The 21,687-nt window shown below is 73.2% G+C and carries 22 protein-coding genes; 15 read left to right on the top strand and 7 right to left on the bottom strand.

Annotation, left to right across the window (positions count from 1 at the left end; translation table 11 throughout):
• The first annotated feature begins 43 nt into the window (after nucleotides 1-43).
• The 3 genes from QC282_RS19175 to QC282_RS19165 are packed head-to-tail and all read left to right on the top strand — an operon-like array spanning nucleotide 44 to nucleotide 2,048.
• Entirely contained in the window at nucleotides 44-619 is a 576-nt protein-coding gene (locus QC282_RS19175) for an FABP family protein (protein WP_279550711.1), read from the top strand.
• Nucleotides 620-635: 16 nt separating this feature from the next.
• Nucleotides 636-1,073: a transcriptional repressor gene (locus tag QC282_RS19170; RefSeq protein ID WP_279550710.1), complete on the top strand. Its 438-nt coding sequence runs from the start codon at nucleotides 636-638 to the stop codon at nucleotides 1,071-1,073.
• A 9-nt stretch (nucleotides 1,074-1,082) separates the two neighbouring features.
• Nucleotides 1,083-2,048, top strand: coding sequence for a folate-binding protein (locus QC282_RS19165; protein WP_279550709.1), 966 nt, complete (start codon nucleotides 1,083-1,085; stop codon nucleotides 2,046-2,048).
• Nucleotides 2,049-2,090: 42 nt separating this feature from the next.
• On the opposite strand, the gene dtd is transcribed toward QC282_RS19165, so the two are convergent.
• Nucleotides 2,091-2,516, bottom strand: coding sequence for a D-aminoacyl-tRNA deacylase (gene dtd / locus QC282_RS19160; RefSeq protein ID WP_279550708.1), 426 nt, complete (start codon nucleotides 2,514-2,516; stop codon nucleotides 2,091-2,093).
• A gap of 156 nt (nucleotides 2,517-2,672) precedes the next feature.
• Here dtd and QC282_RS19155 point away from each other — a divergent pair, with 156 nt between their 5' ends.
• The 3 genes from QC282_RS19155 to QC282_RS19145 all read left to right on the top strand — a co-directional run bounded on the left by QC282_RS19155 (nucleotide 2,673) and on the right by QC282_RS19145 (nucleotide 5,790).
• Nucleotides 2,673-3,335 carry an aerial mycelium formation protein gene (locus QC282_RS19155; RefSeq protein WP_279550707.1) on the top strand — a complete coding sequence of 221 codons (663 nt, stop codon included), beginning with the start codon at nucleotides 2,673-2,675 and terminating at the stop codon, nucleotides 3,333-3,335.
• 69 nt (nucleotides 3,336-3,404) lie between these two features.
• Nucleotides 3,405-4,664 carry a GNAT family N-acetyltransferase gene (locus QC282_RS19150; RefSeq protein WP_279550706.1) on the top strand — a complete coding sequence of 420 codons (1,260 nt, stop codon included), beginning with the start codon at nucleotides 3,405-3,407 and terminating at the stop codon, nucleotides 4,662-4,664.
• A 220-nt stretch (nucleotides 4,665-4,884) separates the two neighbouring features.
• The gene (locus tag QC282_RS19145; protein WP_279550705.1) at nucleotides 4,885-5,790 is read left to right on the top strand and encodes a GntR family transcriptional regulator; all 906 of its coding nucleotides are present in this window, start codon (nucleotides 4,885-4,887) and stop codon (nucleotides 5,788-5,790) included.
• 33 nt (nucleotides 5,791-5,823) lie between these two features.
• On the opposite strand, the gene QC282_RS19140 is transcribed toward QC282_RS19145, so the two are convergent.
• Entirely contained in the window at nucleotides 5,824-6,012 is a 189-nt protein-coding gene (locus QC282_RS19140; protein WP_279550704.1) for a hypothetical protein, read from the bottom strand.
• A gap of 169 nt (nucleotides 6,013-6,181) precedes the next feature.
• Here QC282_RS19140 and QC282_RS19135 point away from each other — a divergent pair, with 169 nt between their 5' ends.
• The 5 genes from QC282_RS19135 to QC282_RS19115 all read left to right on the top strand — a co-directional run bounded on the left by QC282_RS19135 (nucleotide 6,182) and on the right by QC282_RS19115 (nucleotide 13,106).
• Nucleotides 6,182-7,060 (top strand): GntR family transcriptional regulator, encoded by an 879-nt coding sequence (locus QC282_RS19135; protein ID WP_279550703.1) that lies wholly within the window; start codon nucleotides 6,182-6,184, stop codon nucleotides 7,058-7,060.
• A gap of 29 nt (nucleotides 7,061-7,089) precedes the next feature.
• Nucleotides 7,090-7,812 carry an HAD family hydrolase gene (locus tag QC282_RS19130; RefSeq protein ID WP_279550702.1) on the top strand — a complete coding sequence of 241 codons (723 nt, stop codon included), beginning with the start codon at nucleotides 7,090-7,092 and terminating at the stop codon, nucleotides 7,810-7,812.
• Nucleotides 7,813-8,167: 355 nt separating this feature from the next.
• Nucleotides 8,168-10,279: an aminoglycoside phosphotransferase family protein gene (locus QC282_RS19125; RefSeq protein ID WP_279550701.1), complete on the top strand. Its 2,112-nt coding sequence runs from the start codon at nucleotides 8,168-8,170 to the stop codon at nucleotides 10,277-10,279.
• A gap of 96 nt (nucleotides 10,280-10,375) precedes the next feature.
• A complete protein-coding gene (locus QC282_RS19120) occupies nucleotides 10,376-10,984 on the top strand; it encodes a TetR/AcrR family transcriptional regulator (RefSeq protein WP_279550700.1) in 609 nt (202 codons plus the stop codon).
• A gap of 82 nt (nucleotides 10,985-11,066) precedes the next feature.
• A complete protein-coding gene (locus tag QC282_RS19115; RefSeq protein ID WP_279550699.1) occupies nucleotides 11,067-13,106 on the top strand; it encodes an AAA family ATPase in 2,040 nt (679 codons plus the stop codon).
• Nucleotides 13,107-13,218: 112 nt separating this feature from the next.
• Here the strand turns inward: QC282_RS19115 and QC282_RS19110 are convergent, their stop codons facing one another.
• A complete protein-coding gene (locus QC282_RS19110; protein WP_279550698.1) occupies nucleotides 13,219-14,115 on the bottom strand; it encodes an NAD(P)-dependent oxidoreductase in 897 nt (298 codons plus the stop codon).
• Nucleotides 14,116-14,199: 84 nt separating this feature from the next.
• On the opposite strand from QC282_RS19110, the gene QC282_RS19105 reads away from it, so the two are divergent.
• Nucleotides 14,200-14,559, top strand: coding sequence for a helix-turn-helix domain-containing protein (locus QC282_RS19105; RefSeq protein ID WP_279550697.1), 360 nt, complete (start codon nucleotides 14,200-14,202; stop codon nucleotides 14,557-14,559).
• A 140-nt stretch (nucleotides 14,560-14,699) separates the two neighbouring features.
• Here QC282_RS19105 and QC282_RS19100 read toward each other — a convergent pair whose 3' ends face one another.
• Nucleotides 14,700-15,521 (bottom strand): MerR family transcriptional regulator, encoded by an 822-nt coding sequence (locus QC282_RS19100; protein ID WP_279550696.1) that lies wholly within the window; start codon nucleotides 15,519-15,521, stop codon nucleotides 14,700-14,702.
• A gap of 262 nt (nucleotides 15,522-15,783) precedes the next feature.
• Here QC282_RS19100 and QC282_RS19095 point away from each other — a divergent pair, with 262 nt between their 5' ends.
• From QC282_RS19095 to QC282_RS19085, 3 genes are all read left to right on the top strand, one after another.
• Complete coding sequence (locus QC282_RS19095) at nucleotides 15,784-16,296, top strand: helix-turn-helix transcriptional regulator (protein ID WP_279550695.1); 513 nt, start codon at nucleotides 15,784-15,786, stop codon at nucleotides 16,294-16,296.
• Between the two features lie 23 nt (nucleotides 16,297-16,319).
• Complete coding sequence (locus QC282_RS19090; protein WP_279550694.1) at nucleotides 16,320-16,907, top strand: hypothetical protein; 588 nt, start codon at nucleotides 16,320-16,322, stop codon at nucleotides 16,905-16,907.
• Between the two features lie 167 nt (nucleotides 16,908-17,074).
• The gene (locus tag QC282_RS19085; RefSeq protein ID WP_279550693.1) at nucleotides 17,075-17,407 is read left to right on the top strand and encodes a DUF2516 family protein; all 333 of its coding nucleotides are present in this window, start codon (nucleotides 17,075-17,077) and stop codon (nucleotides 17,405-17,407) included.
• 215 nt (nucleotides 17,408-17,622) lie between these two features.
• Here QC282_RS19085 and QC282_RS19080 read toward each other — a convergent pair whose 3' ends face one another.
• The 3 genes from QC282_RS19080 to QC282_RS19070 form a co-directional block, all read right to left on the bottom strand.
• The gene (locus tag QC282_RS19080) at nucleotides 17,623-18,939 is read right to left on the bottom strand and encodes a PP2C family protein-serine/threonine phosphatase (protein ID WP_279550692.1); all 1,317 of its coding nucleotides are present in this window, start codon (nucleotides 18,937-18,939) and stop codon (nucleotides 17,623-17,625) included.
• A 336-nt stretch (nucleotides 18,940-19,275) separates the two neighbouring features.
• The gene (locus QC282_RS19075) at nucleotides 19,276-20,361 is read right to left on the bottom strand and encodes a C40 family peptidase (protein ID WP_279550691.1); all 1,086 of its coding nucleotides are present in this window, start codon (nucleotides 20,359-20,361) and stop codon (nucleotides 19,276-19,278) included.
• Between the two features lie 293 nt (nucleotides 20,362-20,654).
• The gene (locus QC282_RS19070; protein WP_279550690.1) at nucleotides 20,655-21,446 is read right to left on the bottom strand and encodes a class I SAM-dependent methyltransferase; all 792 of its coding nucleotides are present in this window, start codon (nucleotides 21,444-21,446) and stop codon (nucleotides 20,655-20,657) included.
• Nucleotides 21,447-21,687: the final 241 nt, after the last annotated feature.

Below are 21,687 nucleotides of genomic sequence, written 5' to 3'. Positions count from 1 at the left end.
CGCTGATCCCGCCCGTACCGACGTACCCGACGAAAAGCAGCTCATGATCGAGATCCCGTCCGACCTCCACAAGGACCTCGTCCCGCTCGCCTTCCTGCTCGGCAACTGGGCGGGCGCGGGCGTCCACGACTTCCCCGGCGCCGAGAAGTGCAACTTCGGGCAGGAGGTCACCTTCTCGCACGACGGCCGGGACTTCCTGGAGTACTCCTCGCACACCTGGGTCCTGGACAACGACGGCAACAAGGTGAAGCCGCTGGAGTCCGAGCACGGCTACTGGCGTGTCGACGCCGAGCGCAAGGTCGAGGTCACCATGGTCCGCGACGACGGCGTCGTCGAGGTCTGGTACGGCGAGCTGGCCGACAAGAAGCCGCAGATCGACCTGGTCACGGACGCGGTGGCCCGCACGGCCGCCTCCCGTCCGTACACCGGCGGCAAGCGGCTGTACGGCTACGTCAAGAGCGACCTGATGTGGGTCGGCGAGAAGCAGACCCCCGAGGTCGAGCTGCGCCCCTACATGTCGGCGCACCTGAAGAAGGTCGTCACCCCGGAGGACGTCGAGCGCTGGGCGAAGGCCCTCCCCGACGACATGCCGGACGACGGCATCGCCTTCTTCAAGTAGTCCTAGACTCTCTGGTGTGGTGAGCACCGACTGGAAGAGCGACCTCAGGCAGCGCGGCTACCGGCTGACGCCGCAGCGCCAACTCGTGCTCGAAGCCGTGGACACCCTTGAGCACGCAACCCCCGACGACATCCTCGTGGAAGTGAGGAAGACGGCGTCGGGGGTCAACATTTCCACGGTCTACCGCACGCTGGAGCTCCTGGAGGAGCTGGGCCTCGTCTCGCACGCCCACCTCGGGCACGGCGCCCCCACCTACCACCTGGCCGACCGGCACCACCACATCCACCTCGTCTGCCGCGACTGCACGAACGTGATCGAGGCCGACCTGGAGGTGGCCGCCGAGTTCACGGCCAAGCTGCGCGAGACGTTCGGCTTCGACACGGACCTGAAGCACTTCGCGATCTTCGGCCGGTGCCGGGACTGTTCTCTGAAGGGTTCAACTACCGAGTCGTAGGCTAGGCATATGAAGAGCCCTCTGCTGACCCTGCCCGGCGCAGTCCCCGCCGAAGGCGTGGACGAAGGCGTCGCCGCCCACTACGGCGACCTGTTCCGCGAGCAGCGCGCCCTCGCCGACGGCACCGGCTTCGTGGACCTCTCGCACCGCGGCGTCGTCGCGGTCTCCGGCGAGGACCGGCTCGGCTGGCTGCACCTGCTGCTCACCCAGCACGTCAGCGAGCTGCCGCCGGGCCGGGCCACCGAGGCGCTGATCCTCTCCGCGAACGGCCACATCGAGCACGCCCTCTACCTCGTCGACGACGGCACCACGACGTGGGCCCACGTCGAGCCGGGCACGCAGGGGGCGCTGATCGCGTACCTGGAGTCGATGAAGTTCTTCTACAGGGTCGAGGTCGCCGACCGCACGGCCGACATCGCGGTCGTGCACCTGCCGGCCGGCTCCATCGCCGAGGTCCCCGAGGGCGCCGTCGTCCGCGAGACGCCGCAGGGCCGTGACCTCCTGCTGCCGCGCGCCGACCTGGAGTCCTACGCCGGGTCGGCCGGGCCGCCGGCCGGGATCCTGGCGTACGAGGCGCTGCGCGTCGAGCAGTGCAGGCCGCGCCTCGGCTTCGAGACCGACCACCGCACCATCCCGCACGAGCTGGGCTGGATAGGCTCGGCGGTGCACCTGCAGAAGGGCTGCTACCGGGGCCAGGAGACCGTCGCCCGCGTCCACAACCTGGGCAAGCCGCCGCGCCGGCTGGTCTTCCTGCACCTGGACGGCAGCGAGGTCCACCTGCCGCCGCCCGGCACCGGGATCCGGCTGTCCGACGACGGCCCCGACGGGCGCAAGGTCGGCTTCGTCACCACGTCCGCGCGCCACCACGAGCTGGGCCCGGTCGCGCTCGCCCTGGTCAAGCGGAACGTGCCGGTGGACGCCCGGCTCGTCGCCGGGGACACGGCGGCGGCCCAGGAGACCGTGGTCGAGCCCTGAGCCGAAAGGCCGTCGGAGCCCCGGGGCGCGAGGGCCCGGGGCTCACATCTCCAGCAGGACGGTGAACGGGCCGTCGTTGGTCAGCGACACCCGCATCCGGGCGCCGAACCGGCCCGTCGCCACCGTCGCGCCCAGTGCGCGAAGCTGCGCCACCACCTCGTCCACCAGCGGCTCGGCGACCTCGCCGGGCGCCGCCGCGTTCCAGGTGGGGCGGCGGCCCTTGCGGGCGTCGCCGTACAGCGTGAACTGGCTGACCACCAGCAGCGGGGCGTCGATGTCGCTGCACGACCTCTCGTCCGTGAGCATGCGGATCGACCACAGCTTGCGGGCGAGCTGCGCCGCCTTCTCCTTGGTGTCGTCGTGGGTCACTCCGACCAGGACGCACAGCCCCTCGCCGGTGATCTCCCCGACCGTCTCGCCGTCCACGACGACGCTCGCGCCGTCCACCCTCTGTACCACCGCACGCATACGACCATCATGCAGTGCGACGCAGTGTGCTCCTTGCCGGTGGATTTTTCTACCGTACCCCCCCATCTGGGGCCGATCGGGGGCACTCATTCACATTGCGGCCACTTGGGATGGCACGATGCTGGCACACGCCGGTCGAGGGGACGGTAGAGGCACATGAGCACACCGAGTACGGGGCGGCCGCTTGGCACTGTCCCGTTGACCCATGTGGGAGACGGGGCCCTGGAGGGCTTCCGGGCGCCCGCGCAGCGCACCGACAGCCCGCGGCTGCCCGGCGATCATCCGCCCAGCGCACCGAGCGGCGCATGCCCCCGGGAACCCGGCCTGACCGAGCTGAGCCTGCCCGAGCTGCGCACCCTGCGCCGGGACGCGCAGCGCGACGAGGCCGACCTCAGCTATGTGCGGCGGCTGCTGCAGGGGCGGATCGACATCCTGCGGGCGGAGCTGGCGCGCCGCACCCCGGTGGGGGCGGCGTCCGTCGCGGCCCCGCCCGAGGCGTCCGTCGTCGAGCGGCTCCCGGAGATCCTGACCGACGCGCCCGCCCGGCACCGCTCCTCCGCACGGCACGTGACGCTGGGGACGCCGCAGAGCGAGGAGTACCGGCTGCTGGCCGCCGAGATGCTCGCCGAGGTCGAGCTGTCGGACCTCGGGGCCCGCACCGACCCGGAACTGCACGCCGCGATGGGCCGCCTGGTGCGCTACGAGCAGCAGGTCTCCCGCCGCCGCCAGCTCCTGCAGCGCACGGCCGACGACTGCAGCGCGGAGATCGCCCGCCGCTACCGGGAGGGCGAGGCACAGGTGGACGACCTGCTGATGTGAGGCGGCGGAGGCGCCGGGCGGGCGATAAACGCCGCGACACCTCCGCCCGCGTCGACCTACCGTGGCCGCATGACCCGCAGCGCCGACATCGACGTACGTCCCATCAGCGAGGCCGAGTTCGCCGACTGGCACCGCGCCGTGAAGACCGGGTTCCTCCAGGAGCCCGCGATCAGCGAGGAGCAGCTGGCCGCCCGCCGGGAGCAGTGGGTGCCGGGCCGGCTGCTCGGCGCCTTCGACCGGGGCCGCTGTGTCGCGACGTTCCGCTCCTTCGCGCAGGAGCTCACCGCGGTCGGCGGCGCGCCGGTGCCGGCCGACGCCGTCTCGAACGTCACCGTGAGCCCGACCCACCGCCGCCGCGGCCTGCTCAGCCGCATGATGGCGCGTGACCTGGCCGCCGCGCGGGACCGCGGTGACGTCGTCGCGACGCTGATCGCCGCCGAGTACCCGATCTACGGGCGGTACGGCTTCGGCCCTGCCACCTGGATGACCGAGTGGACCGTCGACGTGCCGCGGGCCGGCCTCGACCCGCGCTGGTCGGGGCCGGAGGACGGCGGCCGTATCGACCTCGTGGACGGCGAGGACGTCCGCGAGCTGGGCCCCGAACTGCACGAGCGGCTGCGCCGCGCCCAGCCGGGTGCCGTGAGCCGGGACGACCTGTGGTGGCGGTCCCGGACCGGCGCCGTCCGCTTCGAACCGTCGTGGACCGAGCCCTTCTACGCCGTGTACCGCGCGGCGGACGGCACGGTCGAGGGCATGGTGTCGTACGAGGCGGACGACACGTGGGGCGACGCCAAGCAGCCGCTGAACACGGCCACGGTGAACTGGCTGATCGGCGTGACCCCGGCCGCGGAGCGCGCGCTGTGGCGCTTCCTGTGCTCCATCGACTGGGTCACGAGCGTCAAGAGCGGCTGGCGGGCCCCCGACGACCTGCTGCCCCTGTTCCTGCCGGACCCGCGCGCGGCCAGGATCACCACGCAGGCGGACTGGCTGTGGGTGCGGATCCTGGACGTCGTACGAGCGCTGGAGGCGCGGACGTACGAGGGGGAGGGCTCGCTGGTGCTGGAGGTCGTGGACGCCTGGGACGGCGGCGGGGCCGGCGGGCGCTACCGGCTGGAGGCGGCGGCGGACGGGGGGTCCTGCAAGCCGACCACCGAGTCCGCCGATCTGGCCCTCGACGTGGGTGACTTGGCGGCGCTGTGGCTCGGTGACGAGTCGGCGGTGCGGCTCGCGGCGCTGGGCCGGGTGCGGGAGGAACGAGCGGGCGCCGGCCGGGTGGCCGACGCCCTGCTGCGTACGTCCAGGCGTCCGTGGTGCCCGGACTTGTTCTGAGTCTCCTTCCTGCCGTGGACGACCGGGCTCCCGGCTCCCCTCCGGAAGGGAGCCCGACATCGTCCTTCGACAGCCCTTCGCGTCGGCCAACCGTCCTAAGGTGTGACCATGTTGCGCGAGTTGGCAGCCAACTTCACTGTACTTATCTCCGCTTGGGTGCGTCTCATAACCACCTTCGTGTGAACTGCGCGAAGATGGCGGGACGTTGTAGTCTGGGACTGTGGACCCGGAACACGCCTCCGTCAATGGGCGGAAGAGGTCACAGCGGTCACAGCGGTCACCTCGCGAGGTGGCCGACGAACTGCGCGCCCGCATCATGTCCGGGGTGTTGCGGCCGGGACAGCGCATGCCCACCCAGGCGGAACTGGTCGACGAGTTCGGTGTGGAGCGCGGCGCCGTGCGCCAGGCGCTGCGCCTGCTGCAGTCGGAGCGGTTGCTCACCGACGTCTCCAAGGGAAGCCCGGCGCGGGTCGCGCCGCACCCCGCCTCCGCGCTGACCGGGCCCGGAGCGCCGCCGCTGCCGACCACGGTCGCCCTGGGACCCCGTGTCGCGGAGGCCTTCGCCGCCCCGCACGTAGAGATCGACGCCCTCTGTCTGACGTCGGTCTCCCTCAATCTCGCCCTCGGTGAGCCGCTGCGCCGGATGCATGCCGGACAGCTGAAACCGGCCAAGATCGACATGCGGGTGCTGCTGCCCAGCCGGAACATCCACCTCGCCTTCCCGGTCCCGGTGGAGCGGCACGGCGACGACGACCTGGTCCACGAGCGCTGGGTGGCGCACCGCAACGCGCAGGTCCAGGTCCTCCAGCACAATCTGCTCGCGCTGCGCACCCTGCACGGGGTCGACGCGCGGGTCTCCTTCCGCGCCCTGCCCTTCACGCCGCCGGTGAAGCTGTACCTGCTCAACGGGGCGGAGGCGCTGTTCGCGTACTACACGCTGCGGCGCCGCGAGGAGGAGATCGACCACGAGCCGCTTCAGATGTACGACACCGAGGGCACCCGGTCGATGCTGTTCGCCTTCGAGCAGGGCGCCGGCCCGCGGGACACGACGTTCGTGGAGCAGTCGCACCTGTGGTTCGACGCGCTGTGGGAGACGATCAGTTCGGAGCTGGTGCTCACGTCCTGACGTCTCCCGCGGCGCCGATCGCGGGGGCTTCGTTCACAGCGCCGGCCCCGAGAGCAGGACGGCGAGCAGGACGGCCCCGATCGTGCTGATGGTGGGGCTGTTGGCCTTGAGGCCCACGGTGAGCAGGAGCAGACCGACGACTCCGGTGGCGCCGAACTTCCACTGGACGAGCTGCTCGAAGCCGATGACGAACACGGCGGAGAGGAGGGCGAGGGCCGGCATGGTGGTTCCCCCTTCTGGCTTCGGGTCGGGCTCCGGAAGCAAAATGTCCGCCAACTCGGAGCAAGTGAGTCAAGTTGGTAACCAACTCTTAGTAAGTTGTCCCCACTTGGCGGTCAGGCATAAACAACTTCCGAGCAACTCCCCTTAGATGGGTCAGAGTTGTTAGCGTTTGGTCGTGACCCAGGAGAACGTGGCAGTGAACGGCAGCGACAAGCGCACGCCCCAGGAGATCGCCGACGTGCTGCGCGAGCGGATCCGCGTCGGCGAGCTCAGGGCCGGAGACCGCCTGCCCACCCAGGCCGAGCTGGCCGAGGAGTTCGGTGTGGAGCGCGGTGCCGTGCGCCAGGCCCTGCGGGCCCTCCAGGAGGACGGCCTGCTCAGCAACGTCAGCAAGGGCAGCCCGCCGCGCATCGCCGTTCCCGGTCCGGCCCGGCACGACCCGCAGCCGACCATGGTGGCCATCGCGCCCCGGCTGGCCGAGGCGTTCCAGGTGCCGCACGTGCGCGTCGACGCGGCCTGCCTGACGGCCGAGACATTGATGCTGGGGCTCGGCGAACCGCTGCGCCTCATACACGAGGGCCGCATCCGCCCCGAGTCGATCGACGTGCGCATCCTGCTGCCGTCCCGCGACATCAACCTGGCCTTCCCGATCTCGGTCGGCGACCACGGCGACGACGACCCGGTCCACCAGCGCTGGCTCCAGCAGCGCAACGCCCAGGGCCACGTCCTGCGCCACAACCTGCGCTCGCTGCGCCACTCGCACGGCATCGACGTACGGGTCACCTTCCGCGCCCTGCCCTTCACGCCGCCGGTGAAGCTGTACCTGCTCAACGGCACGGAGGCGCTGATGGCGTACTACATGGTCGCCCGCCGCGAGGAGACCTCGGACGCCGGGACGCTGGACATGTACGACGTCCTGGGCGCCGAGTCCCTGCTGTTCTCCTTCGAGGCGGCGGCCGGGGCGCGGGACGCGGCGTTCGTGGCGGAATCCCAGAAGTGGTTCGACGCCCTCTGGGAAACCATCACCACTGACCTGACACTCTCCTAGTGACTTCTGATACGACGCAGACTGATCCGGTGGCCGTGCGGGCGGCCCGGCCGGCACCCGCTCCCGACGGACTCCGGGACCTGGTCGCGCGGGCCCGCGTCGTGCTCTGGGACTTCGACGGGCCGATCTGCCGGCTGTTCGCCGGGCACTCGGCGGAGCGCGTGGCGCGCGACCTGGTGCAGTGGCTGGAGGGACGGGGCCTGCACGGCCTGCTGACGGACACCGAGCGCGAAACCCTCGACCCGCAGGTCGTGCTGCGCGCCGTGGACCGCCGGCACCCGCGCAGCGACCTCGTCGCGGAACTGGAGGAACGCCTCACCCAGGAGGAGCTGCGGGCCACGGCGTCCGCGATGCCCACCGCGTACGCCGACCCGCTGATCCGCACCTGGACGGCGGTCGGCTCCCGCATGGCCATCACCACGAACAACTCCCCGCGCGTGGTGCGCACCTACCTGGAGAGCCGGGGCCTGGCGGGCTGTTTCCACCCCCACGTCTACGGCCGCACCCAGGAGCTGCACCACCTCAAGCCCGACCCGTACTGCCTCGGCCGCGCCCTGAACGCCATGGGCGCCGCCCCGGCCGCCGCGCTGATGATCGGCGACGCCCCCACGGACCACGAGGCCGCCCGGCGCGCCGGGGTCCCGTTCCTCGGCTACGCGAGCGACGAACACAAGGCCGCGCTGCTGCGGAGCGCCGGAGCCGACGCCGTGGTGACGTCGCTCGAACCCCTGCTGCGCGAGGTGCGGGGGTAGGACGCGGGCGCCCTCCCCCCGCCCGGCGCCGACGCCTCGCGGGCGGCTGACGGCGGCTCGGCGGACGCGCGCCCGGCGTGCTGTAGCATGCCCGCACCAATGGGGCGATCGCCCGGTTTTCCTCGTGTCGAGGGGCCCGCGAGCCACACTCGACCGAACCGGCGTACACCTCATGCGGAAGGGTGGAAGTCACCCGTCGCGGACGTCACGGCGCCCGCCGCCATGCGCGACGGGACCCGCACGCCTACCGTGTGCCATACCGTCCCCTCTCACCTCGGAGCGACCTGTGGGCGCACCTCCCCTTCCCCGTTCCTTTCGCGGGAAGCGCGCCACGCCCGACGTCCTGAGGGAGTTCGTGGACACCGTCCGGCAGGCCGGCGCGAGCGGCGGCCACGACCACCAGAGCTTCGTCGTACCGCTGACCGAACCCGTGGCCCGGCTGCTCGGCCGGGAGGCCGGGACGACCGTGACCGTGCGGATGCGGCGCACCGGGGCGCTGCCCGTGGGCGTCAGGACCTGGCGGGACGAGGCGGCCGTCCTGCGCGCGGTCCGGGCGGTCCTGCCGCACGTGCCGGAGTGCCTGGTCGAGCGGGAGGACTTCGCCGTCCACAGCTGTGTGGAGGGCGTCCCGCTCTCCAGCGTCTGCGGCAACGGCAGGCCCGTGGACGCCCTGCTCGTCCGGGCGCTGGCCGACCTGCTCGCGCAGATGGCGCACGTACGGCGCGGAACACTGCCTGCCCTGCCCGCCGGCCGGCCCCGCAACGAGACGGACAGCCGGGGGTTCCTGAGAACCCTGGCGGTCCTCGCCGGCCGGCAGGTCCGGGAACCCAAGTGGGCGGCGTTCGGCGGGCTGTTCGCCGCCCTCGGCATCCCGGACGACGCCCTGCCGGGCATGGCCGAACGCGTCCCCGCGATGACCCGCCGGCCGTACAGCCTCCTCCACGCCGACCTGCACCGGGACACCGTGCTCGTGTCCTACGGAGGCGTCCCGCCGCTCATCTGCGTCGACTGGGAGCTCGCCACCTACGGCGATCCCCTGCACGACCTGGCCACGCACCTGGTCCGCATGCGGTACCCGCCGGGGCAGTGGGCCGAGGTGGTCGACGCGTGGGCGCGGGCCATGCGGGCCGTCCGCCCGGCCGCCGTCGCGGGCCTCACCAGGGACCTGGACCACTACGTCGCCTTCGAGCGGGCGCGGTCCGTGTATCCGGACGTCATACGGGCCGCGCGGTCGCTGGAGGAGTCGTTCACGCAGAAGCGGCTCGACGACGCCACCGCCGAGGTGCGCCGCTCCCTGGAGGCGGCGGCCGAACCGCTGCGGCTCAGGAGCGTGCCGGGCGAGGGCGAGATCGAGCGGGCCCTGTTCCGGTGGCTGGCCTCCCGCACCGACCCGCAGCGCGGCGGGCCCGGCCGGATCGCGCGGGCCCTGGTCTGGGAACCTGACCGCCGCGTGCCGGAGCACCCGGAGTTTCCCGCTCGGCTCGTGCGGGAGGCGCTGGTGGCGGAGGGGGCCGCGCCGGCGTACCGGGTGTTCAAGGGGACGGCGCACCTCAACACCGTCGTGCGGGTGACCGGCGCCGCGACGCCGGTGGTCGTGCGGCGGAAACTGCCGGAGGTGTGCCGCCGGGAGCGCAGTTTCCTCAGTGAGCACGCCGTGCTGCGCGCCATCGAGCAGGCGCGCGTGGAGGTCGCGGCGCCCCGCGTGCTGGCGCTGGGCGAGAGTTACCCGGACGACCGTTTCGCCATCCACACCTACGTCGGCCCGGACGCCGACCGGCCGCCCAACCACCCCGTGCACGGCCTGCTGCCGCACGAGGCGGACCGCCTCGTCGACCAGCTCGGCGCCCTGCGGCACGTCGACTACCAGCAGGTCGACCCGGCGGCCGGCGAGGGCGGCTTCCACCGCTGGTTGTGCGGCCAACTCGTGTCGCTGGTGCGAGGGCTGCCGAAGGAGTCCCAGCAACTGGCCCGGCTGCTGGGCCTGCCGGACGCGGACCGGCTCGGGCAGATCCTGTCCCGCCACGAGGTGACCCACCGGGAACCGTCGCTGCTGCACGGCGACCTGAACCCCTGGAACCTGGTGCGCCGGGACGACGACCTGGCGCTGACCATCATCGACTGGGAGATGGCGCTGGTCGGCGACCCGCTCTACGACCTCGTCCGGCACCTGCACCTCACCCCGACCCGGCCGGAGATCCGCGACCGCATGTTCCGCCGCTGGGAGCGCCTGCTGCCCGCCGAGTACACCCGCGACTGGCGCAAGGACTGGCGGGTGTACTCCTGGCTGGAGATCGTGCGGTCCGCGTACGTCGACCTCGACCGCATCGTCACCGGCGCGAGCCTGGACGCCCCCAACGTGCGCCGGGCCGTCGACTCCTACGCGGTCACCCTGGCCGTCGCGACCGGCTCGCTCGGCCTGCCGGTCCGCACGACGGCGAACCCGTACCTGACCCGGGCCCTGGCGTAGCGCGGACCGGACCCGCGCCGCGCGGGCGGGCCGGGGGAGCAGCCCTGCGCGGCCGGGGGCCGGGGGGAGCCGCGCCGTGGTGCGTAGGCTCGCCGTATGGCTGAGATCGGGCTGCGTGAGCGCAAGAAGCGGCGGATGTACCAGGTCGTGTCGGACATCGCCGTGCGGCTCGTCCTGGAGAAGGGCTTCGACGCGGTGTCCGTCGCCGAGGTCGCCGCCGCCGCCGAGATCTCCAAGCCGACGCTGTTCCGGTACTTCCCGGCGAAGGAGGACCTCGTCCTGTACCGGATCGCCGACCACGAGGGGGAGGCGGCGCGGGTGGTGGCCGAGGGGCCGACCCCGCTCGGTGCGCTGCGGCGGCACTTCCTCGCCGGGCTGGAGCGCCACGACCCGGTCACCGGGCTCAACGACGACCCGGAGGTGCTGGCCTTCCACACCCTGCTCTACGGCACTCCCGCCCTGAGGGCCCGGCTCCACGCGCACCAGGAGCGCGCGGAGGCCGCGCTGGCGGACGCCCTCGGCGGCGACCTGGACGCCCGGCTGGCCGCCGGGCAGATCGTCGCCGTCCAGCGGGTCCTCGCCCTGGAGAACTGGCGCCGGATCGCGGCCGGTGAGCGCGCGGCCGACGTACGGGCGGACGCCGTGGCGGCGGCGGAGCGGGCGTTCGGGAGGCTGGAGGCAGGGCTGCCGCACCTCGCCCCGTGACGTCCGGCGGGCCTCGGTCACCGACAATATGAAGCGTGGTTAGAAATTTAACTCAGTTACATTTTCCGGTACCGTCCGGGGAATGACGTCGACCGAACCTGCCCTCCAGCACGCCCTCGCCCGGGAACGCGCCCACCACGACCGCTGCCGCGCCGCCCTCGCCGCCATGGTCGACGGCGCCCGCGAACACGTCGTCACCGGCGAGGACGTCTCCGCCTCCGGCGCCGACGCCGAAGTCCTCGGACACCGCCTGCGCAGCCGGGCCGGGGAACTGCGCGAACTGCCCGAGGGGCCCCTGTTCTTCGGGCGGCTTGACCTCACCCCGGACGCCGCCCCGGACGACACCGGACGCGCCCTGCACATCGGCCGGCTGCGGATCACCGAGGACCTCGCCGCCCCGCCCCTGGTCGTCGACTGGCGCGCCCCCGTCTCCCGCGCCTTCTACCAGGCGAGCGCCCGCGACCCGCAGGGCGTCGCCGTCCGCCGCCGGTTCGGCTGGGCCCCCGGCAGCCGGGGCGACAGCGCCGACCTCACCGGCCTGGAGGACGAGCACCTGACCGAGGGCGAGTCGCGGGACGGCGAACTGGTCGCCCGCGAGATCGAACGGCCCCGCGTCGGGCCCATGCGCGACATCGCCGCGACCATCCAGCCCGAGCAGGACGACCTCGTACGCGGCGACCTGGGCCGGTCGGTGTGCGTCCAGGGCGCCCCCGGCACCGGCAAGACCGCCGTCGGCCTGCACCGGGCCGCCTACCTGCTCTACACCCACCCCCAGCGCATCCGGCGCGGCGGCCTGCTCATCCTCGGACCCAACCGCACCTTCCTGTTGTACATCTCCGAAGTCCTGCCCGCCCTCGGCGAGACCGGCGTCCGGCAGTCGACGCTCGCCGACGAGATCGCGCTCCATCCGGTCACCGGCACCGACGACGAGCGGGCCGCCGCCGTCAAGCACGACGCCCGGACGGCCGAGGTGCTGCGCCGCGCCCTGTACGCGCGCGTGCGCGCCGACCGCGCCGACTCCCTCGCCGTCCCGGACGGTGCCTACCGCTGGCGGATTCCGGGCGACGAACTCGCGGGCATCGTGGCGGACGTGCTGGCCGAGGAGCCGCCGTACGCCGTCGGGCGGGAGCGGGTGCGGACCCGGATCGTGCACTGCCTGCGCGACCGGGCCGAACGGCGCAGCGGGCCGCGCGGCACCGCCTGGGTGCGCAAGATCGAACGGGCACGGCCGGTCGGCGCGTACGTCGACGCCGTCTGGCCCCGGGTACGCCCGGAGGAGGTGGTGGCCGGGCTGCTCGCCGACCCGGCCGCGCTGGCCGCCGCCGCCCACGGGCTCCTGGACGCGGACGAACAGAAGGCGCTGCTGTGGGCGAGACCGCCGAGGTCGTGGAAGTCGGCGCGCTGGTCGGCCGCCGACCTGGTCCTCCTCGACGAGGTCGCCGGGCTCGTCGAACACCCCGAGAGCTACGGCCATGTCGTCGTGGACGAGGCGCAGGACCTGTCGCCGATGGAGTGCCGGGCCGTCGCCCGCCGGTCCGCGTTCGGCTCGCTGACCGTGCTCGGCGACCTGGCGCAGGGCACCACCCCCTGGGCGGCGCGCTCGTGGCCGGAGCTCCTGCGCCACCTGGGGAAACCGGATGCGGCCGTGGTGCCGCTGACCACCGGGTTCCGGGTGCCGCGCGCGGTCGTCGCGCTCACCAACCGGCTGCTCGGGCGCCTGGACGTCGACGTCCCGCCGGCCCGGTCCCTGCGCGGCGACGGCGGACTCCGCCTGCGCGCGACCCCGCCCGACGACGTGCCCGACACGGTCGTCACCGCCGTACGCGACGCCCTCACCCGCGAGGGCTCCGTCGGCGTCGTCGCCGCCGACCACGACGTACCCCGCCTGCGCCGCGCCCTGGACGCGGCCGGCGTCCCGGCGGCGGGCCCCGCGGACCTCGCCGCCCGCGTGACCGTGGTCCCGGCGATCCTGGTCAAGGGACTGGAGTACGACCATGTCGTCGCCGTGGAACCGGCGGCCATCGCGGAGGCGGAGGAACGCGGGGCACACCGGCTGTACGTGGTGCTCACGCGGGCGGTGTCCCGCCTGGACGTGGTGCACGCGAGGCCGTTGCCGTTCTAGGGCCACTCGACTTGACCCGCCCGCATCCCCATAGGTGCGCGGCGGGCGGCTGCCGGCCGTGGGTGCCCGGCGCGCGGCTCCCCCGGCCTCCGCCCGCACCGGCCGCCCCCGTTCACCGCCTGCCCAGTACCTCCGCGACGCGGACGAAGCCGTCGGCGCCGTGGCCGAGTCCGATGGTGCGGCGGGCCAGGCCCTCCGCCGCGCGCATCACGCCCGCGTCGATGCCGTGCGACTCGGAGACCTGCACGACATGGGCCATGGACGACACGGCGGACGTCAGCGGATTGCCGTCGCCCGGGAAGGTGCCGGCGTCCGTCTCCCGTGCGCCCTCCTCGAACAGCGGCGGCAGGATCGCGCCGATGCCCCGGGCGAACGGCGCGAGTTCGCCCGCCGTGACACCCTCGGCCCGCGCCACGGCGAGGGCGTGCGCGTAGCCGGTCATCGCGGTCCAGAAGATGTCGAGCAGCGCGATGTCGTAGGCGGCGGCGCGGCCCACCTCCTCGCCGAGGTGGGTGTGGGTGCCGCCGAGCGCGTCCAGGACGGGCCGGTGCTCCGCGTAGAGGCCGGCGGGACCGCTGTGCAGGAACACCGCGTCGGGCGTCCCGATCGTCGGGGTCGGCGTCATGATCGCGCCGTCCAGGTAGCGGACGCCGTGCCGGGCGGCCCAGTCGGCCGTGTCCCGGGCGCGGTCCGGGGTGTCGGCGCTCAGATTGACGACCGTGCGTCCCTTGAGGGCCGCGGTCACGTCGTCCTGCCGCAGGACGGCGTCGGCAGCGTCGTAGTTGACCACGCAGACGACGGTCAGGGGACCGGCCGCGACGGCCTCCGCGGCGGACGCGGCGGTCCGGGCGCCACGGGCGACGAGGTCCCGGTCCCGGCCGGGGGTGCGGTTCCAGACGGTGGTCCGCAGACCCGCGTCGAGGAACGCGCCGGCGAGGGCCCGGCCCATCGGCCCCAGACCGAGGACGGTGACGGCAGACTGGTCACCGGGAGGGGACTGCGTGTGCATGAGGAACTCCTCTTCAGCTCTTTGCCGTGCTCTTCGAAAACCACGAATGGTGACAACGCGAATGGTGAGAAACGGGGGCGAGCGATGACGCGCCGGCGCCAGGACCTGAACGTCTGCGGAGTGACCGCCGCGATCGCCGTGATCGACGGCAAGTGGAAGACCGCGCTGCTCTGGCTGCTGGAGCCGGGCCCGCGCCGCCCGGCCGAACTGCGCCGGCAACTGCCCGGCCTCAGCGAGAAGGTGCTGACCCAGGCACTGCGCGAGATGGAGACGGACGGGCTGGTGCGGCGGGAGGTGTACGACGTGCTGCCGCCGAAGACGGAGTACTCACTGACCGACTTCGGCCGCGACCTGTCCGAGGCGCTGGCCCCGCTCTCCGACTGGGGTCACCGCCGCCTGGCGAACCTGGCCGGACCGGCCACGGAACCGGCCCCGGCCCCCTGACCGGCGCACCAAGTCCTCCGTCTCCTTCGCTCTGTCCGCGTCCGTCCGCGCCGGCTGCCCGGGACCAGCTTCGGCGCAGGAGTGATGCGCTGCCAAGTACGCACAAAAAAGTGGGTGTTGGCGTCGGCGCGCGGACGGGCTCACACGGCGGCGGCGAAGGGCACGGCGACGTCCATGACGTGCTCGTCCGGCCCGGCGTGGGACCAGTTCGGGTAGTAGATCTCGCGCGCGGACGCGCTCGGACGCAGTCCCCGCCCGTGCAGCCAGGAGGCGACCGCGTCGAAGGCACCCGCCACCGTCGCGTACGCGCCCTGGCCCTTGCGGAGTTCGGTGTACGCCTGCCGGTGCGCCGGCTCCACCCGCAGCCCGACGCGCCCGGCGGGCTCGACGGGACCGTCCGTCGGCACGCACACCTGGACCGGCCCGTCGCCGTCCTGGTCGACCAGCCCGTGGTAGACGGCGAACACCGGACCGGACGGGCAGCCGCCGCCCGCGCGCAGGTGGCCGAACAGTTCCTCGGTGGCCGCGCGGAGGAACTCCGGCAGACCCTCGGCCGTCACGTGCCCCTGCACGAAGACGACCTTCTGCTCGCCCGTCTCGCGCTCCTCGATCAGGTACGTGTCGGTCGTCCGTCCCCGCAGGGCGTCCTGGACCTGGCTCACGAGGGGCCGGCGGGCCCGGTGCTCGCGGTCGTGGGTCCGCCAGTAGTCGCCGACCAGTTCCGCGGCGCGCTCGCCGTCCGCCGACAGGACGGTCCCGATCAGGCCCAGCGGCATGCCGACGGCCCGCAGCAGGGTGATCAGCCGGGCCCGCCGCAGCTGGTCCGGGAGGTAGTGGCGTACTCGGGTGTCGGGATCGACGTGGGCGGGCTCCAGCAGGCCCTTGTCCGCGTACAGGCACAGCGCCTTGTGGCTGAGCCGGCTGAGGGCGGCGAAATCCCCGATGACCATCATTTCTGACATATGCCCATCGTGAGGCCTGTCTTGGGGAAGCGGCGGGCACGCCCGCAGCGGGCCGTGCAGGTTCGGCCGCATGGCTGACGGATGCGGGGAGACGCCGGCGGCGGACGGCGCCCCGGTGACGTTCCGCCGGACGTGTGACCGCGCGGCGGACGGGCAGACGTCCGGCCGAGGAGTGACGGCCGCGCTGTCGACGCTCCCCGCGTGGCGTAACTATTGCAAGCACCTGCTTGCAATAGTTAGCAAGCTGCGGCATGGTGGAGGCATGGCATCGCTCAACGTCGGCAATCTCGGTGAGTACCTGCGCGAGCAGCGGCGCAACGCGCAGCTGTCGCTGCGGCAGCTCGCCGACGCCGCCGGGGTGTCCAATCCGTACCTGAGCCAGATCGAGCGCGGGCTGCGCAAGCCGAGCGCGGAGGTGCTCCAGCAGGTCGCCAAGGCCCTGCGCATCTCCGCCGAGACGCTGTACGTGCGGGCCGGCATCCTCGACGCCGAGCGCGACCGGGACGAGGTGGAGACGCGCGCCGCCCTCCTCGCCGACCCGACGCTCAACGCGCGGCAGAAGCAGGTGCTGCTCCAGATCTACGAGTCCTTCCGCAAGGAGAACGGCTTCGGGGCCGACGAGCCCGACGAGCCCGCTCAGGACGACGACACCACGGCCGGCGACAGCGCCGTACGCGACCCCCGCACGGTCGGCGGCAGTGACGCCGCCCCGCGGCAGCAGGCCGGCGGCACCCGCCCGGCCGACGGACCGCGGGACCCGAAAACCCTCAGCTGAAAGCAACCCGGGAGGAACATCCCATGGCCATCACCGACGACCTGCGCAAGACCTTCAGCGACCCCACCCCGCTCTACTTCGCGGCCGGCACCGCCGACCTCGCCCTGCAGCAGGCCAAGAAGGTGCCGGCCCTGGTGGAACAGCTGCGCGCCGAGGCCCCGGCCCGCATCGACGCCGTTCGCGGCACCGACCCGAAGGCCGTCCAGGAGAAGGCCTCCGCCCGCGTCAAGGAGACGCAGGAGAGCCTCCAGACCAAGGTCAACGAGTTCATCGGCTCCCTCGACACCGACCTGAAGAAGCTCGGTGAGACCGCCCAGGACCTCGCGCTGCGGGGCGTGGGCCGCGCCGCCGAGTACGCCGTCAAGGCCCGGGAGACCTACGAGAAGGTCGCCGAGCACGGTGAGCAGGCCGTGAGGACCTGGCGCGGCGAGGCCGCCGAGGGGATCGAGGACCTGGCCGTGGCCGTCGAGCCGAACGCCGAGCCGGTCAAGGTCCAGGAGACCAAGTCCGACGCCAAGGCCGAGCCGGACGCGGCGAAGAAGGCGAACGCCGCCAAGCGGACCACGCCGCGCAAGACCACGGCGAAGAAGACCACGCCGCCCGCCAAGTAGGGGCACACAGGGCGACCGGGCTCCGAGTGACGGGGCACCGGTCGCACCTGCCGGACACGGCCGGGCACTCTCGTGGTGCCCGGCCCGTTCAGCGGGTAGCGGACCTGCGGTTGCGGGTACGGTGACCGCGTAATGACGAGCCGAATCGGGTGGTGGACGTTGTGCTGATGCAGGGGTTCGCGGGGTTCATGTGGCTGCTGAGCATCGCCCTGATCCTTTTCAGCGGCTTCGCGCTGATCGACGCGGCCACGCGCCGTGAGGACGCCTACCGCGCCGCGGACAAGAAGACCAAGCCGTTCTGGCTGATCATCCTCGGGCTCGCCTTCGTGGTGAACCTGATCTTCAACATCCTGTCGTTCCTGCCGATCATCGGGCTCATCGCGACGATCGTGTACATGGTCGACGTGCGTCCCGCGCTGCGCGGCCTGCCGGGCGGCGGCCGCAGCAACCGCGGCTCCAGCAGCGACGGCCCGTACGGCCCGTGGAACGGCAACCGTTGAGCCGTTGGCCGTTGGCCGTTGAGGCGCAGAGCCGCTGAGCCGCAAAGTCGCTGAGCCGTAGTCGTTGGGCCGCTGTCGTCGAGTTGTCGAGTCGTTGAGCGGCCCGGCGGCCGGTGCCCCCCACGACACGCACCGCCGTGTGCGGTGCCGTGTGCGATGTCGTGCGGCACCCCCCCAGGCGGAGCGCTCCCACGGCGTCCGCGCCCCGACCGCGCTTACGGCACGCGGTCCAGCAGCAGCACCGCCACGTCGTCCGTCAGCTCGCCCCCGTTGAGGTCGCGCACCTCGGTGACCGCGGCCTGCAGCAGCTGCTCCCCGCGCAGGCCCTCGGCCAGCTGGCGGCGGACCATCTCCACCATGCCGTCTTGGCCGAGCCGCTCCCGGCCCTCGCCGACGCGGCCCTCGATCAAACCGTCGGTGTAGAGCATCAGGCTCCACTCGGCGCCCAGGTCCACCTGCATGCGCGGCCAGCGCGCGCCCGGCACCAGACCGAGCGCCGGGCCGTTGAAGTCGTACGGCAGCAGCCGCGCGGGCCGGCCGGGGGAGGCGACCAGGGGTGATGGGTGGCCCGCCAGGCACAGGCCGGCGCGGCGGCCTTCCGGGGCGATGTCCACCGTGCACAGCGTCGCGAAGATCTCGTCGTCGGCCCGCTCGTGCTCCAGCACCTGCTGAAGCGTGTTGAGCAGCTCGTCCCCGCACAGTCCCGCCAGCGTCAGCGCCCGCCACGCGATGCGCAGCTCCACACCGAGCGCCGCCTCGTCCGGGCCGTGCCCGCAGACGTCACCGATCATGGCGTGCACGGTGCCGTCGGGGGTGCGCACGACGTCGTAGAAGTCACCGCCGAGCAGCGCGCGCGAGCGGCCGGGGCGGTAGCGGGCGGCGAACCGCAGCGAGGAGCCCTCCAGCAGCGGGGTGGGCAGCAGGCCGCGCTCCAGCCGGGCATTCTCCTGGGCGCGCAGTTTGCCCTCCGCGAGCCGCCGCTCGGCCGTGTCGGAACGTTTCCGCTCGACGGCGTACCGGATCGCGCGGCTCAGCAGCCGGCCGTCCAGCTCGTCGCGGAAGAGATAGTCCTGGGCGCCCACCCGGACCGCCTCGGCGCCGCGCTCGGCGTCGCCGGACCCGGTCAGCGCGAGCACGGCGTGCCGGGGCGCGATCTCCAGCACGTGCTTGAGCACCGCCAGCTCGTCCTCGGCGTCTCCGGCCCGGCCGGGCGCGGGCAGCGCCAGGTCCAGCAGGATGCAGTGGACGTCGTCCGTCAGCAGCCGCTCGGCCTCGGTGAGGTTGCGGGCGGTGCGGATGCGGATCGGCTTGCCCGCCTGGTCGAGCAGGTCGGGCACGATCGGCGAGCCCGCCGGATCGTCCTCGATCAGCAGCAGGGTCAGGTTGGTGTGGGCGGCGTTCTCGACGGTGTCGTCCCTGCGCGGGGCCTCCTGGCCGGCGTGCGCGGTGGGGCCGCCGTCCGGGGACGCGGTCTGCGCCTGACCACTTTCCGCGGCCGGGATCGCTCTCTGCCGCGGTACGGGTACGGGCATGGTCCTGGGTTCCTTCCCTCCCCCCGAGGGCATGGCGGGGGCGAGGGACCTCGACCCACCGACGGGGACCATAGCGGTTGACGGCGCCGCAACGGAATGGTGTGCGGCACGCCACCGGGCCGTCGGCCACTGTCATATGCCGCGATCCGTACCGCAGTTGGACAGGCCGACGGGGCGCCCGTGATGACGAACGTCACGTCCCCGCCGCGTTTGTGGGCGACTCGGCGTGGGATGGGTCACGTGGTCCCGATCACGTCGTATGGGGTTGTTCGAACCGGCCTGTGCCGTAAGGGGAGTGGCCCGGAACACACGGGGAACGCACGGGCCGGGGCCTCCTCAGTGCGCGTCCGGCCGCACCACGCCCAGGATCGGCATGGAGCCGGCGCCCGCGATCGTCACCGTCCGCCCCGGGCGCGGGGCGTGCACGATCGAGCCGGCGCCGACGTACATCCCCACGTGGCTGGCGTCCTTGTTGTAGATGACGAGGTCGCCGGGGCGCATGTCCTCGATGTCGATGCGCTTGAGCCGCCGCCACTGTTCCTGCGAGGTGCGCGGGATGGGCGTTCCGGCCTTGGCCCACGCCCGGGACGTCAGGCCGGAGCAGTCGTAGCTCCCCGGGCCCTCGGCGCCCCACTCGTACGGCAGGCCGATCTGCTCGGTGGCGAACTCGACCGCCTTCCTGCCCTGCGCGGACGCCTCGCCGCGGATCCGGTCGAGGACGCCCGAGTCCAGCCAGGCGTTCTGCGCCTTGAGCGCCGCCGCCCGCTCCAGCTCCGCGAGGCGCGCGATCTCCTCTTTCTCCAGCGCGGACTCGAGCTTCTCGGCCGCCGCGATCTGCTTCTCGATCCGCTTCTGCGCCGAGGCCTTGGCCTTGCGGTTCGCCTCCAGCTTCTTCCACTGGGTGGTGGCGTCCCGCTCGTACTGCTCCAAGTCCTCCTTGGTGCGGGCGGTCTCGCGGATCAGGCCCTTGGTCGCCCGCTGGCCCTGGAGGATGCGGCCGGTGCCGTCGAGGAACTGCGTGGGGTTCTCGCTCAGCATGAGGTGCGCCTCGGGCGGCAGCCCGCCGCCGCGGTACTGGGCGGCGGCCGCGGCGCCCGCGCGCTCGGTCAGGTCGTCCAGCCGGGACCGGACCTTGGCGATCTGCTGGGCCAGCTCGGCCAGTTCGGCGCTCTGCTTGCGGGCCTTCTCCTCGGCCGCGTTGTACGCGTCGGTGGCGACGGCCGCGTCGTGGTAGAGCGTCTCCAGCCGTTTGCGCACGGCCTCCAGGTCCTTGCCCGGGGCGGTGCTCGGCGTCGCGGCCGGCGTGGGTGGCGGTTCGGGGGCGGCCACGCTCGCGAACGCCGTGCCGGGTGCCGCCAGTACGGTGACCGCACAGACGACGGCCACGGCCGCCGTGATCAGGCCGCGCTTGCCCGTTCCCATACCTTTGCCCCCTGCCCCGAATTGATTAACCGTCAGTAACTTGGCCGCCGGGGGGATCGTGCCACGTCGGCGCGCAAAGCGACAGAGGTCGTGCCTCCGCGGCCCTTCCGTGTCGTTTCCCTCTTTCCCCGCCCCGGCGCGACGATCTCCCCGCCTTTGTGACGAACGGCTCACACGGATCGTTCCTGGCGGCCGACGCGGGCCGACGCGGGCCGACGCGGGCCGACGCGGGCGGGGGGCGGAGGGGGAGGCGGGAGTGGAGGGACTGGAGGGAGGGGAGGGCGCGGGGCCGGTCAGAAGCGTGGCGCCAACGCCGCCCAGGCCACGGTGACTTCCCCCTGCCGCCAGCGCGCCGGACCGTCCGTCACCGGCCAGTCGACCGCCAGGTCCCGCACCGCGCGGAGCCAGCGCTGCCGTGCGCCGTACGAGGCGTAGGGCGCGGCGGCGGCCCAGGCGCGGTCGAAGTCGCGGAGGAAGGCGTGCACCGGCTCGCCGGGGACGTTGCGGTGGATGAGGGCCTTCGGGAGCCGTTCGGCGAGGTCGGACGGGCGGTCCAGGGAACCGAGCCGGGTCGCGAAGGTGACCGTGCGCGGCCCCTCGGGCCCGAGCGCGACCCACACGTGCCGGCGCCCGATCTCGTCGCAGGTCCCCTCGACGAGCAGCCCTCCTCCCGTGCCCGTCGCCGGGTCGGCCGGCGCGAGCCGCGCGCACAGCCGCTGCCACACGCCCGCGACCTCCGCCTCGTCGTACTGGCGCAGCACGTTCGCCGCGCGGATCAGCTGGGGCCGGCGGGGGAGGGGGATCTCGAAGCCGCCGTGCCGGAAAGCGAGTCCGTCGCGCTCGTAGGGCCGGGCCGCCGCGACCCGCGCGGGGTCGATCTCGACGCCGACCACGCGCGTGCGGGGCGCCGCCGCGCGGAGCCGGGCGAGCAGTTCGACGGCGGTCCAGGGGGCGGCGCCGTAGCCGAGGTCGACGGCGACCGGGTCGGCGGCGCGGCGCAGCTCGGCGCCGTGCGCGGCGGCGATCCAGCGGTCCATGCGGCGCAGCCGGTTGGGGTTGGTCGTCCCGCGTGTCACCGTTCCCACGACGGGGGTCCGCCCGCTCGGGCGAGGCCGAGAGTGGGGGCGGGCGGCGGCGCGGGACGTCATGCCTACGAGGGTATGCGGCGGCCGGCGGGGCACCGCCGCGGCGAGGGGCGCCCGGGGGTGCGTACGCACTTCAGCCTCGAACGGTTGAGCGAAATACGGTAATGATTCCGCAAAGATCCCCGGATCGGAAATGGGGCGGGCCCTTCCGGTGTTGGACGTGCCTGGAGGGTGACGTGCG

The organism is Streptomyces sp. DH24 (assembly GCF_029813775.1).
GTDB lineage: Bacteria > Actinomycetota > Actinomycetes > Streptomycetales > Streptomycetaceae > Streptomyces.
This window is presented reverse-complemented; position numbering and strand designations above follow the sequence as displayed.